The sequence below is a fragment of the Nonomuraea turkmeniaca genome (genome assembly GCF_005889735.1).
Lineage (GTDB): Bacteria > Actinomycetota > Actinomycetes > Streptosporangiales > Streptosporangiaceae > Nonomuraea > Nonomuraea turkmeniaca.
The window spans coordinates 11,758-24,422 of sequence record NZ_VCKY01000081.1 but is presented as its reverse complement, the minus strand read 5'-3'; the positions used below and the strand labels follow the sequence as shown (position 1 = coordinate 24,422).

Annotated in this window: 10 protein-coding genes; 2 read left to right on the top strand and 8 right to left on the bottom strand. The window is 70.1% G+C overall.

Features of this window, described 5'->3' with window-relative positions:
• Positions 1-264: 264 nt before the first annotated feature.
• Complete coding sequence (locus ETD86_RS23625; RefSeq protein WP_138668340.1) at positions 265-3,090, top strand: carbohydrate-binding protein; 2,826 nt, start codon at positions 265-267, stop codon at positions 3,088-3,090.
• Positions 3,091-3,100: 10 nt separating this feature from the next.
• A complete protein-coding gene (locus ETD86_RS23620) occupies positions 3,101-4,849 on the top strand; it encodes a ThuA domain-containing protein (RefSeq protein WP_211370261.1) in 1,749 nt (582 codons plus the stop codon).
• A gap of 161 nt (positions 4,850-5,010) precedes the next feature.
• Here ETD86_RS23620 and ETD86_RS23615 read toward each other — a convergent pair whose 3' ends face one another.
• Genes ETD86_RS23615 through ETD86_RS23580 form a run of 8 tightly spaced genes read right to left on the bottom strand, consistent with a single transcriptional unit; the run spans position 5,011 to position 12,586 of the window.
• Positions 5,011-5,970: a phosphotransferase family protein gene (locus tag ETD86_RS23615; RefSeq protein ID WP_138668339.1), complete on the bottom strand. Its 960-nt coding sequence runs from the start codon at positions 5,968-5,970 to the stop codon at positions 5,011-5,013.
• Between the two features lie 40 nt (positions 5,971-6,010).
• A complete protein-coding gene (locus tag ETD86_RS23610) occupies positions 6,011-7,336 on the bottom strand; it encodes an alkaline phosphatase family protein (protein ID WP_138668338.1) in 1,326 nt (441 codons plus the stop codon).
• A complete protein-coding gene (gene eboE / locus ETD86_RS23605) occupies positions 7,336-8,448 on the bottom strand; it encodes a metabolite traffic protein EboE (protein ID WP_138668337.1) in 1,113 nt (370 codons plus the stop codon). The genes ETD86_RS23610 and eboE overlap by 1 nt, the downstream gene beginning before the upstream one ends.
• 2 nt (positions 8,449-8,450) lie before the next feature.
• Positions 8,451-9,296, bottom strand: coding sequence for a TatD family hydrolase (locus tag ETD86_RS23600; RefSeq protein WP_138668336.1), 846 nt, complete (start codon positions 9,294-9,296; stop codon positions 8,451-8,453).
• Complete coding sequence (locus ETD86_RS23595) at positions 9,297-9,803, bottom strand: EboA domain-containing protein (protein ID WP_138668335.1); 507 nt, start codon at positions 9,801-9,803, stop codon at positions 9,297-9,299.
• On the bottom strand, positions 9,748-10,641 hold the full coding sequence (locus tag ETD86_RS23590) for a sugar phosphate isomerase/epimerase family protein (RefSeq protein WP_246148095.1): 894 nt from the start codon (positions 10,639-10,641) through the stop codon (positions 9,748-9,750). The genes ETD86_RS23595 and ETD86_RS23590 overlap by 56 nt, the downstream gene beginning before the upstream one ends.
• A complete protein-coding gene (locus tag ETD86_RS23585) occupies positions 10,611-11,456 on the bottom strand; it encodes an SCO3242 family prenyltransferase (RefSeq protein ID WP_138668334.1) in 846 nt (281 codons plus the stop codon). Before ETD86_RS23585 ends, ETD86_RS23590 begins: the two co-directional genes overlap by 31 nt.
• A complete protein-coding gene (locus tag ETD86_RS23580; protein ID WP_138668333.1) occupies positions 11,453-12,586 on the bottom strand; it encodes an inositol-3-phosphate synthase in 1,134 nt (377 codons plus the stop codon). Before ETD86_RS23580 ends, ETD86_RS23585 begins: the two co-directional genes overlap by 4 nt.
• Between the last annotated feature and the right edge of the window lie 79 nt (positions 12,587-12,665).

The window sequence follows — 12,665 nt, the reverse complement described above, 5'->3', positions numbered from 1 at the left end:
CCGTCTGACGGCCGCGGCCCCGTCTCCCACCGTCGGGCACGGGAAGCGGGTTCCCCCTTCGCCTGAACCGATGTCGGCATCCGACGGATCTTCCCGCGCGACAGCGATGGGCAACCAACACCTCCCTCACGACCGGCCGCCGCAATCGGCGCCGGCCGTGAGGGAACCAGAGGCGGCACTCCTCTGGCCACGAAGCGGAACCCTGGCAGACGCGCGGTGGCGCGCCTTGCCCTGACTGATTTCCTGTGTCAGGAGGGAACATTCATGTCCCGACGTCCGTGGCTCACCTTGCTGACCACGATGGCGCTGATCATTCCCGGAGCGCTCGCGCTCGACGCCTCCCCGGCGAACGCCCTCGTCATCCCGCCGTCCGACTACCAGCAGGTGTCTCTCGCGTCGGGCGGAGCGGAGCTGGGTGAGGCGATGTCGCTGGCCGTGATGCCGAACCGGTCAGTGGTGCACACAGCGCGCGACGGCACGCTGCGTGTCACCGACGCCAACGGCAACACGAAGGTGGCCGGCAGGCTCAACGTCTACAACCACGACGAGGAGGGCCTCCAGGGCGTGGCGGTCGACCCCGGCTTCGCGTCGAACCGGTACCTCTGGCTCTACTACTCCCCGCGGCTGAGCACGCCGACCGGTGATGCGCCAAGCACCGGCACGCAGGCCCAGTTCGACCAGTGGAAGGGCGAGCTGTACCTGTCCCGGTTCACCCTCAAGACGGACGACACTCTGGACATGACCAGCGAGAAGGTGGTCCTGCGGGTCCAGAACGACCGCGGCCAGTGTTGCCACGTGGGCGGGGACATCGACTTCGACGCCGCCGGCAACTTGTATCTGACCACCGGCGACGACACCAACCCGTTCGAGTCGAGCGGCTACTCCCCGCTGGACGAGCGGACCAACCGCAACCCGCAGTTCGACGCCCAGCGCTCGTCCGCCAACACCAACGACCTGCGCGGCAAGCTCCTGCGCATCAAACCGCAGCCCGACGGCACCTACACGATTCCCAGCGGCAACATGTTCCCGCCGGGGACGGCGAGGACCCGGCCGGAAATCTACGCGATGGGCTTCCGCAACCCGTTCCGGATGAGCGTGGACAAGGCGACCGGCATCGTCTACCTCGGCGACTACGGGCCGGACGCGGGCGTGACCAACCCCAACCGCGGGCCGAGCGGGCAGGTGGAGTTCGATCGCATCACCGCTCCGGGCAACTACGGCTGGCCGTACTGCACGGGCACGAACACCACCACCGAGACCTACAACGAATGGAACTTCGCCACCAACAGCACCGGTCCGAAGTACAACTGCGCGGGCGGCCCCACCAACAACTCCTTCCGCAACACCGGCCTCGCCACGCTGCCTCCGGCGAAGCCGGCGTGGATCAGGTACGCGGGGGACGCCGGATCTCCGCCGGAGTTCGGCTCCGGGTCGGAGTCGCCGATGGGTGGTCCGGTCTACCGCTACGACCCGAATCTGAACTCGGCCATCAAGTTCCCCCAGGCGCTCGAAGGGCGGTATTTCGCCGGTGAGTACGGCCGGCGCTGGATCAAGGCGATCGAGGTCAAGTCGGATGGCGCCTACGGGGAGATCTCGGCGTTCCCCTGGTCGGGGACGCAGGTGATGGACATGGCCTTCGGCCCTGACGGGGCCCTGTACGTCCTTGACTACGGCTCCGGGAACAACAACCAGGCGCTGTATCGCATCGAGTACATCGGGAGCGCCAACCGCAATCCGATCGCCAAGGCGTCCGCCGACAAGACCTCGGGGCCGGCCCCGCTGACGGTGAACTTCTCCTCGGCGGGCAGCTCTGATCCGGAGGGTGGCGCGCTGACCTACTCGTGGAGCTTCGGCGACGGCACCACCTCCACGGCGGCGAATCCGAGCAAGACCTACACCACGGACGGCACCTACACGGCGACGCTGACGGTCCGGGACCCGCAGGGTCTCACCGGCACGGCGAACGTGATCGTGAACGTCGGCAACACCGCGCCGACAGTCAGCCTCACCACCCCTGCCGACGGGCAACTGTTCTCCTTCGGTGACACCGTGCCCTTCCAGGTCACCGTCAGCGACCCGGAGGACGGCACGATCGACTGCACCGGGGTCACCGTCGCCTACTTCCTCGGCCACGACAGCCACCGCCACAAGATCACCTCCACGACCGGCTGCTCGGGCTCCATCGCGGTGCCGGTCGACGGTGAGCACGACGCCGGGGCCAACATCTACGGCGTCTTCGAGGCCTCCTACACCGACAAGGGCGGCCTGACCTCCGCCAGCGCCCGTACGCTCCAGCCGCGGCACCGGCAGGCCGAGCACTTCGGAGCCCAGCAGGGCATCCAGACGGTTGACCACGCCACCGCGGAAGGCGGCAAGACGGTCGGCTTCACCGACGACGGCGACTGGATCTCCTTCCAGCCGTACAACGTGAGCAACGCGACAAGGATCACTGCTCGGGTGTCCTCGGCCGGGGCGGGCGGCCGGATCGAGGTGCGGGCGGGCTCGGCGACCGGCACACTGCTGGGAACGGTGAACGTGGCGAGCACCGGCAGCTGGGACACCTTCACCGACATCTCGGCGAACCTCAGTGGCGCGCCGGCCGGCACGACGACGCTGTATCTGGTCTTCCGCGGCCCGACCGGACAGGGCTACCTGTTCGACGTGGACGCCTTCACCTTCGACACCGGTACCCCGCCCACGGGGAGCACGAGTACGTTCAAGGGTGTGGGGTCGGGCCGGTGCCTGGACGTCACCGGCGCCTCGCAGGCCAACGGCGCGCTGGCGCAGATCTGGGACTGCAACGGGCAGGCCAACCAGCAGTGGACCTCCACCAGCGCCGGTGAGCTGCGGGTCTACGGCACCAAGTGCCTGGACGTGAACGCGGCGGGTACGGCGGACGGCACCGCGGTGATCATCTGGGACTGCAACGGCCAGAACAACCAGAAATGGCGCATCAACGCCGACGGCACGATCACCGCGGTGGGGGCGAACAAGTGCCTGGACGTCACCGGCGCCGGCACCGCCAACGGCACCAAGCTGAACATCTGGACCTGCACCGGAGGAACCAACCAGCGCTGGACCCGCGTCTGAAGGGACACTCATGCCACGACATCTGACCCCCGCCGCGCTCGGGCGCATCGCGGGGAGCGACCGAAGGACATCCGTGCTGCGACGCCTGTCGGTGACGGTGGTGGCGATCATCGCCGCCGCGACGATGATCCCCGCCATCCCCGCCCAGGCCGCCGCCTTCAAGGTGCTGGTGTTCTCCAAGACGGCCGGGTTCCGGCACGACTCGATCCCCACCGGGATCCAGGCCATCCGCGACCTGGGGACCGCCAACGACTTCGCCGTCGACGCCACCGAGGACTCCAACGCCTTCAGCACGGCCAACCTGGCCCAGTACAAGGCGGTGGTGTTCCTCAACACCACCGGTGATGTGCTGAACGACACCCAGCAGGCCGCCTTCCAGACGTATGTGGACGGCGGGGGCGGTTACGTAGGAGTGCATTCGGCCGCGGACACGGAGTACAACTGGCCGTACTACGGGCAGCTGATGGGGGCCTGGTTCAACAACCACCCGGCGATCCAGCAGGCCACCGTACGGAACGAGGATCGGGCGCACGCCGCGACGGCTCACCTCGGAGCGACCTGGTCACGTACCGACGAGTGGTACAACTACCGCTCCAACCCTCGCCCGAACGTCCGGGTGCTGCAGAGCCTGGATGAGGGCAGCTACAGCGGCGGCGGCATGGGCGATCACCCGATCACCTGGTGCCGCCCCCAGTCCTCCGGCCGCGCGTTCTACACCGGCCTGGGGCACACGCAGGAGTCGTACGCCGACCCGAACTTCCGCACGTTGCTGCTCGGCGGGATCCGGTACGCGGCCAAGGCCACCAACGCCGACTGCCGCCCGGAGACCGGGTACACGACGTTGTACAACGGCTCGACGACAGGCTGGTCGCAAGCGGGGCCGGGGTCGTTCGCCAACAGCGACGCCACGCTGACCTCCCAGGGCGGCATGGGCATGTTGTGGCACAACGCCAAGGAGTTCCGCTCCTACTCCCTCAAGCTCGACTGGAAGCTGACCGGCGACTCCAACTCCGGCGTGATCGTCGGGTTCCCGGCCACCAGTGACCCCAACGCGGCGCTCAACACCGGATACGAGGTGCAAATCGACGCAACCGACACTACGGACAAGACGACCGGGGCGATCTACGGGTTCAAGGCCGCCGACATCGCCGCCCGCGACGCGGCGCTGAACCCGCCGGGGCAGTGGAACACCTATGAGCTGCTGGTGGAGGGAGAGCGGCTGCAGGTGTTCCTGAACGGCAGCAAAATCAATGATTTCACCAACACCGATCCGGTCCGCTCGCTCCAGCAGGGCTACATCGGCATCCAGAACCACGGGTCCGGCGACGTGGTGTCATACCGCAACATCCGTATCAAGGAACTGAACAGCACACCGGGCAGTACGAGCGCGCTGCGGGGTGTGGGGTCGAACCGGTGCCTGGACGTCAACGGCGCCTCGCAGGCCAACGGCGCGCTGGCGCAGATCTGGGACTGCAACGGGCAGCCCAACCAGCGGTGGACCTCCACCAGCGCCGGTGAGCTGCGGGTCTACGGCACCAAGTGCCTGGACGTGAACGGGGCCGGGACGGCGGACGGCACCGCGGTGATCATCTGGGACTGCAACGGGCAGAACAACCAGAAGTGGCGCATCAACGCCGACGGCACGATCACCGCGGTGGGGGCGAACAAGTGCCTGGACGTCAACGGCACCGCCAACGGCACCAAGGCGCGCATCTGGACCTGCACGGGAGGAACCAACCAGCGCTGGACCCGCGTCTGAGACCATCCGTCCACACCCCGGGAGCGGCCAGGAGCTTCAGTGCTCGAACCCGACGATCATGGAGCAAGCGTTCGGGTTCGCCGGCTCTGCCCAGGCCGCTCCCGCGTCCGTCCCGGGCGGGCAGCGATCAACGAGTGGCAGCGATCAACGAGTGGCGGTGGTCACGACAGCTGGGTGCTGAACATGGTGTTGCGGCGCAACTGTTCGGCGCACCATCGGAAGTGCCCATCGCTGTCGTCCATGCCGAACAGATCGTACGTGGTGAGGGCGTATACGGCCTGGTAGGCGGTGAGGGCAGCGGGCGCGTAGCCGAGTTCTTGTGCGAAGAACCGGGTGAGTTCCGCGGTGTGCTCCTCGGCGTACGGGCCGTACATGTCCCAGACGGCCGCGGTGACGGCCGCCTCGAAGGCCGGATCGCCTGCGGTCGTGTAGAAGCCGAAGTCGAGGACGGCGACGGGCCGGCCGGCGGCGTCGGTGTGGATGTTGGGCGGGACGAGGTCGCCGTGGATCGTTGTGACCGGAGCATCGGGAAGCGACCGCAGGGCGTTCAGCGTGCGTTCGACCCCCGCGCTGAAGTCCGGCACATGCACGGCCAGCGCAGCGCCGTGCCGGGCCGCGGCTCGCATGACCAGGCCCGCGAGCGCGTCCTGGAAGCGGTCGTGACCCTGCCACAGCGGACGGTCATCGCCCTGGACGGTCAGCCGGCGCATGGCGTCCGTACCTGGCACCGAGGCGAGGCCACGCAGGACGGCAAGCAGCGCGTTCCTGTGATGAACGGGCAGCGTGCGCTCGTAGTCCTCGTGCGCGGAGTCGCCCCGCATCGGGACGCCGGGCAGCTCACGCTCGTACGTCACCACGACACCCTCGTGCTCGTGGACCTGGAAGATCTCCGGGGTGGCGAATGGCAGCCGGTGCTGTGCGATGTCCGCATAAACCTGGCGGGTGAGCTCGGTCGGCGGCCGGCCCGTCCACACCTTGGCGACCTGGCCGTCGCCCAGCCTGTAGACGACGCCCTCGACACCGGCGCCGATACGGCGGGCCCCTGGGTGTCCGCGGTCCGCGAAGTATCCGGGCCACGGATCGGCGGCGGGGGCCGCCTCGGCCTTCGGTGAGATCTCCATCTGCGCATGAGATCAGCAGCTGTACCGGCTCAACCAGGCATTATCGCCGGGCCAGGCCGGCCAGGAGTCCCTTGACCTCGGTCGCCTCGTAGGAGTCATGGTCGAAGGGACCGATGATCACCGGGCCGTCGTCGGGGAGATCGGGCAGCCGGCCGTGGCTGCCCCGCACCGGCGCCGGGTCGAGCGGCACCACCTGCATCGTGTAGCGGAAGCCCAGTTTCTTCCTGGCCAGCGCCGCCGCTGCGCGGAGCTTGACGAACGGGTCGCTCGGGTCCATGAACAGCTCGGCGGGGTCGTAGCCGGGTTTGCGGTGGATGTCCACGAGCCTGGCGAAATCCGGAGCACGGTCGTCGGAGAGCCAGTAGTAGTAGGTGAACCAGGCGTCGGGCTCGGCCACCGCGACGAGCTCGCCGGCGCGTTCGTGGTCGAGCCCGTACTTCGCCTTCCCCGCCTGGTCGAGCACCTCGTCCACGCCGGCCAGCTCGGCGATGACGGCGCGGGTGCGGTCGAGGTCGGCGGGGTCGCGTACGTACACGTGGGCCACCTGGTGATCGGCCACGGCGAAGGCCCGGGACGTCCACGGGTCGAGGTACTCCATCCCGGCCTGGGTGTAGACCTCCAGGAGACCCGCGGTGCGCAGCGCGCGGTTGATGTGCACCGGGCGGGACGCCGGGGTGATGCCGTATTCCGAGAGCACGACCACCTCGGCGTCCTCGGCCAGGAGCGGAGCCAGCGCGGCGTCGACGGCGCGGGCCGCCGCGATCGCCTCGGGACCGGCGGGCCCGTACCGCTGGAGGTCGTAGTCGAGGTGAGGCACGTAGACCAGCAGCAGATCCGGCCGTTCGCGGGCCAGGATGCGGCGGGCCGCGGCGATGATCCATTCGGAGGAGGCGATCCCGGCGTTGGGTCCCCAGTAGGTGAACAGGGGAAACGGCCCCAGCGTGGCCTCGAGGTCGTCGTGGAGTGAGGGCGGGCGGGTGTAGCAGTCGGGCGATTTGCGGCCGTCGGCGTGGTAGACGGGGCGCGGGGTGACGAGCAGGTCGGTCGGCGCGCCCATCGCGTACCACCAGCAGACGTTGGCCGTGCGCAGGCCGGGCGCGGCGGTCCACAGCTGGTCGCCCTGGATGAGCGCGTTGTGCTGGCGCCACAGCAGCACCTCGCCGAGGTCCCGGAAGTACCACCCGTTGCCGACGATGCCGTGGTCGCGGGGCATCGAACCGGTCAGCAGCGTGGCCTGCATCGAGCAGGTGACGGCCGGGAGCACGGGCCGCAGCGCGGCTACCGCGCCCGCCTTGGCCACGTTCGGCATGTGCGCGAGCAGGCGAGGGGTGAGCCCGACGACATTGATCACGATCAGCGGTGCCATCACGTCTCCTTCAGCCCGAGGGCGGCGAGCTGCCCCCGCATCCAGTCGAGCTCGGCGGCGATGCCTTCGGCGATGTCGGCCGGCGCGCCGGGAAGCACGTTCCACGTGTAGGTCTCCACCTCGACGTGCCTGGTCAGCGGAGGTTCTCCGCCGAGGAGCGCGTCCAGCACGGCACGCAGGTAGGGGGCGCTGGTGGCGAGCGGAGGGAGCGGCGCGTCGTGCAGCGGGACGTGGAAGTGCACGCGCCAGCTCTCGTCCGCGGGCAGGCCACCGGCGAGGGCCTCGCCCAGGTCGTCGGCGTATCCGGTGGCGGAGCGCGTCTGGTGGAGGAAACGGGCCTCGTCGAACGCGGCCAGCGCCCGCTGTGCCCCCGGCGGGGCCTCCAAGGCGCACGACGCCTGGAGCTTCACGATCGGCAGCCCGCTGCCGGCGCCCGCGCCGGGTTCCTCGAACCCCACGGCCATGTGGCAGGCGTCCAGGCAGAGACCGAGGTAGTCGTGATCCACGTCGCTCAGCAGGGCGGTCGCCTGGGGCGTCGTCTCGATGATGCAACCGGGCTCCGGCTCGAAGCCCAGCCGGATCACCTTGCCGGTACGGCCGGTCAGCGCGCGCAGGCCCTGGGCGACCGCGTCGACATTGGCCATGACCGCCGCCGCCTTGTCGCTCGTCCACCCGGCCCGCCAGGCGAGGGGGAGGGTCGAGATCGTGCCCTCGGTGACGTCGTCCGGCAGCAGGGCGGCGAGGATCTCGGCGAGCCCGAGCGTGTAGCGCAGCCGCTCCGCATCGGCCCAGTCAGGGGTGTAGACGCGGTACTTCACGATCTCGTCCTGGAAGCCGCGGTAGGGGAACCCGTTGAGGGTCACGACCTCCAGCCCGAGCGCGGTCAGCCGCTCGCGCAGCCCGGCGAGCTCCTCGGGCCGGGCGAGGAGGTCCGCGGCGGCGTGCTGGGACAACCACAGCCCGAGCCCGAGCCGTTCGACTCCGAGCAGATGCCTGACCCGCGTGGCGACGCCGGACAGCTGACCGTGGATGCCGGGCAGATCCTCGGCGGCGTGGACATTGGTGCAGTAGGCCAGGTGCACCGTCGAGCCGTCCGGATGGCGCAGCCTCATGGTCAGCCCCGCTTGATCGTGTTGCCGGCGTAGTCGGGGCCGGCTTCTGAGCCGGCCGCGAGGTCGAGGCGGCCGCTCTGCCCGTAGAAGGCGACCGGATTGCGCCACAGCACCTGATCCACGTCGTCCTCGCCGAAGCCGGCCGCGAGCATGACGTCGGCCACCTGACGCGTCTTGAGCGGGTCGCTCCGTCCCCAGTCGGCGGCCGAGTTCACCAGCATCCTGTCCGTGCCGTACTCCTTGAGCAGGGCCACCATCCGGTCCGGGTCCATCTTGGTGTCGGGGTAGATCGAGAACCCCATCCAGCAGCCCGAGTCCGCGACCATGCCGACGGTCATCTCGTTGAGGTGGTCGATGAGCACCCGAACGGGGGGTATCCCGGCGGCCCGGACCACGTCGAGCGTCCGGCGGGTGCCCGCGGCCTTGTCCCGATGCGGAGTGTGCACGAGCACCGGGAGATCATTCTCCTGCGCCAAGGCGAGCTGCGCCTCGAAGGCCCGTTCCTCCTCTGCTGTCATCGAGTCGTAGCCGACCTCGCCGACCGCGACGACGGAGTCCTTCAGCAGGTATCGCGGCAACTCGGCCAGCACCCCCGCGCACCGCGGATCGTTCGCCTCCTTCGGGTTGAGCGCGAGCGCGCAGTGGTGGTGGATGCCGTACTGTGCGGCGCGGTACGGCTCCCAGCCGAGCAGCGCGTCGAAGTAGTCGAGGAAGCTGCCCACGTTGGTGCGGGGCTGCCCCAGCCAGAAGGCGGGTTCGACGACGGCCCGCACCCCCGCGGCGTGCATGCGCTGGTAGTCGTCGGTGGTCCGGGAGGTCATGTGGATGTGGGGGTCGAAGATGCGCATTCAGATCCTCTCCAGGACGTCGCGCGGGACGGGCCGGCCGGCCGCCCGCAGCTCCGCCGCGTAGTCCGACAACATCCGGGCCAGTTCGGCGTCGAAGCGGCGGTCCAGCTCGGCCACCGCCGCCAGCGGGATCGACATGAAGACGCACTTGAGCACCCCTTGCCGGAAGGAGTGGTCGTCCAGCCACGCCGAGCCGTACGGGCCGAGGGCCGCGGCGACCAGCCGCGCGTCATTGGTGCGCAGCGCGTCCTCCACCAGCCCGACTGCCGTCCCTTCCAGGTCGAGCTCATGCAGGGCGGTCAGGATCGCCAGCCGCTCGCCGCTGTCGCCGGCCTCGTACAGGCTGTGGATCACCGCGTGGTGGCCGTGCAGCGCGCCGAGCAGCGCGCGCCGGGCGCCGGGGCCGCCCCGCCGTTCGGCCTGCGGGAAGAGCCGGTGGATCGCGTGCGGGTCAGCCTCGACCTGCGGGAGGGCCTGTGCCAGCCACTCCTGTGCCGGCTCCTTCATGTGCCCTCCTCAAGAAGTCGATCGATCGCCGGGCGATCTGCGGGGCCGCATGGCTGTGCCGGGCCAGCTCCACGGCCACCAGACCCGAGTAGCCGTGCAGAGCGGCGAGCACCGGCACGAAGTCGATCTCGCCCTCGCCGAATTCCAGGTGCTCGTGGACTCCCCGGCGCATGTCCTCGATCTGCACGTGCACGGTGTACGGCAGCGCCCGGCGGACACAGGTGTCCAGATCCTCCCGCTCCACGCAGTGGCAGTGCCCGATGTCGAGGGTGAGGCCGAACCGGGCATGGGCGCCGAGCATCGTACGCAGCCGCTCGAAGCCGTCCAGGTCGGCGACGAGCATCCCGGGTTCGGGTTCGAATCCCAGCGTGACGCCCACCTGGTCGGCCTCGTCGAGCAGCCGTGCGCATTGGCAGGCCAGCCGCGTGTACGCCTCCGCCTCCGGCATGCCGTCGGGCCGTACCCCGCTCCACAGATGCACCACGGGAGCGCCCAGATCGGCGGCGACCCGCATCGCCGTGATCAGGAACTCCACTCTGCGCTCGGCGTCGTCGCTGATGAGGGTCGGATGGTGTTTGCGCAGGGGATCGAGGGTGTAACGCCCGCCCGTCTCGACGACGGCAGCCAGGCCGAGGCGTTCGAGGAGCCCGGCGATTCGCGACACCTCCGCGGCCAGGCCGGGGGAGTAGGGGTCGAGATGGCCGTGGTCGAGTGTGATCGCCGCACCGGTGTACCCCAGATCGGCCAGGATCGCGAGCGCCTCGGGGAGCCGGTGGCCGGCGAAGCCGTTGGTGCAGTAGGCCCACTTCACGATGTCGCCAGCCGGGACGAGAGCCACCTACCCAGGGGCAGCGAACACAGCAGCGCGCCCGCCGCCGCGAACCGCCCGCCACCCGCGACCGCCGCCGCCTGGAGCGGGATCAGGCCGAGGATGCTCAGGCGAACGGCCTGCCGCACGTTCTCCGGGTCGGGGCGGGTCCGTAACCCGGCCTGGACGGGGAGGGTGGAGGCGAGATAGCCGGCGATGAGGACACCCGCGCCGGCCCGGGCGGCGGCTCCGTTGCGCAGGCAGGAGGCGGCCGCGAGTCCGGCCGCCGCGGTGCTGGCCACGAGCGCGCGCTCGGCGGTCCCGGGTGCCGCCCCCGTCACCTCGGCTCTGCCCAGGACGCTGATCCCGTAGGTGTGCGCGCCTATCGCCAGGGCCGCCGGCACGGCGGCTCTGGCCTGCTCGCCGGCGCCGAGGAGTACGTCCAGCACGCGGCAGGCCGCCATCGACGCCGGTCCCGCCGCCGTCCGTTTGAGGCCCAGGTCGTAGGCCCACACCGCGCCGGCCAGCAGGCCGGCGACGGTGAGACCGCGACGGCCGCCGGCGACGGCGGCTGTGGCCAGGCCCGCGCCGGTCAGGGCGGCCGCGAGCCCGAGCGCGGCGCCCGGGCGGACCCGGCCTGACGGGATCGGGCGTTCAGGACGCTCGATGGCGTCCACCTCACGGTCCGCCCAGTCGTTGAGCGCCATTCCCGACCAGTACATGAGCACCGACGCCAGGGCCAGGCCGGGTGCCGGCCGCCGCCCCGCGGCGGCGGCCCCCGCCATGGTGTCCCCCGGCACCGACAGTGCGGCCGGTGCGCGGACCAGCTCGAGCAACGCCCTCATGACAGTTCCTCGGCGAAGGCGCGCAGCCGGGCGTACTGGGCGGCCAGCGCGTGCTCGTCCGTCCCCAGCGGGCTCTTGAAGAAGTAGCCGAGCTCGGGCAGGACGCCACGCCGCCCCTTCTCGTGCGCACGTGCGACCAGCCGGGCCAAGTCCAGGACGAGCGGAGCGGCCAGCGCCGAATCGCAGCCCTGCCAGGTGAACTGCAGCGTCATCCGCACGCCGAGAAAACCTTCGAAGGTCACGTGGTCCCAGGCGGTCTTCCACTCACCGAGATCCGGGACATAGTCGATGTGCGTCTCGCCCTCGACGGGTCCTCCCAAGACCTTGGCGACGGCCTGGTCCTTGGAGAGCTGCTTGCTGGACCTGGCGGCCGGATCGGCGAGGGTCGCCCCGTCGCCGCCGCCGAGCAGGTTGAGCCCGGACCAGGAGCGGACCCGCAGTGCCCGGTCGGCGAACATGGGCGCCAGGGCGCTCTTGACCAGGGTCTCGCCGGTCTTGCCGTCGCGTCCCGCGTACGGCACGCCCCGCTGGGCGGCGAGTTCCGCCAGGGCGGGCAGGGTCGGCCCGGTGGAGGGGGTGAACTCCACATAGCCGCACCCGGCGTGGAACGCCGCATAGGCGTACAGCGAACTCGGCGGCAGGACGTCGTCCCCAGCGGCGAGCCGCTCCTCGAGGTCGGCCAGCCTCTCGAACTCCGGGCGCGAATCCACCGGGGGCTCGGTCGACGACACGTTGACGACGACCACCCGGGCCAGCGCGTGCCGGGCGCGGAAGCCGGTGATGTCGTCGATCAGCCGGGTCGCGGCCCGGCCACCGTCGCCGGGGACGTAGCCCGGCCGGATCTCGGCGTCGGCGGCGTCCAGATCGGACGCGAGCAACCCCGGGAGTTCCGGTGATATGACCCCTGCTCTGCCCAGCTGTTCGGCGCGCTTGCGTAAGGAGGTCTCGGTGATGTCATGGCCGCCGAAGGCCAGGTCGGTCAGCGGAACCAGGTGCCCGGGAAAGCCGGGGGACTCGCTCACACATCCTTGCGGGGACGCCGCTCCCGCCTTGATGGCCGCGGCGCCCACGATGGCAGTGGTCGCCACGGATCCCCGTGCCCCGATAAGCCACACACCGAGCTTGTCCATGAAAGCTCCATCGTGTCGGGACTACCACCGCATGCGGAAGGCATCCGGTATGTAAGTATCCGCGATGTTAAGAGCTACT

What these genes read in the sequence shown, in the direction of transcription:
- ETD86_RS23625 (WP_138668340.1), top strand. Translation starts at nt 265, where the DNA reads ATGTCCCGACGTCCGTGGCTCACCTTGCTGACCACGATGGCGCTGATC.
- ETD86_RS23620 (WP_211370261.1), top strand. Translation starts at nt 3,101, where the DNA reads ATGCCACGACATCTGACCCCCGCCGCGCTCGGGCGCATCGCGGGGAGC.
- ETD86_RS23615 (WP_138668339.1), bottom strand. Translation starts at nt 5,970, where the DNA reads ATGGAGATCTCACCGAAGGCCGAGGCGGCCCCCGCCGCCGATCCGTGG.
- ETD86_RS23610 (WP_138668338.1), bottom strand. Translation starts at nt 7,336, where the DNA reads ATGGCACCGCTGATCGTGATCAATGTCGTCGGGCTCACCCCTCGCCTG.
- eboE (WP_138668337.1), bottom strand. Translation starts at nt 8,448, where the DNA reads ATGAGGCTGCGCCATCCGGACGGCTCGACGGTGCACCTGGCCTACTGC.
- ETD86_RS23600 (WP_138668336.1), bottom strand. Translation starts at nt 9,296, where the DNA reads ATGCGCATCTTCGACCCCCACATCCACATGACCTCCCGGACCACCGAC.
- ETD86_RS23595 (WP_138668335.1), bottom strand. Translation starts at nt 9,803, where the DNA reads ATGAAGGAGCCGGCACAGGAGTGGCTGGCACAGGCCCTCCCGCAGGTC.
- ETD86_RS23585 (WP_138668334.1), bottom strand. Translation starts at nt 11,456, where the DNA reads ATGAGGGCGTTGCTCGAGCTGGTCCGCGCACCGGCCGCACTGTCGGTG.
- ETD86_RS23580 (WP_138668333.1), bottom strand. Translation starts at nt 12,586, where the DNA reads ATGGACAAGCTCGGTGTGTGGCTTATCGGGGCACGGGGATCCGTGGCG.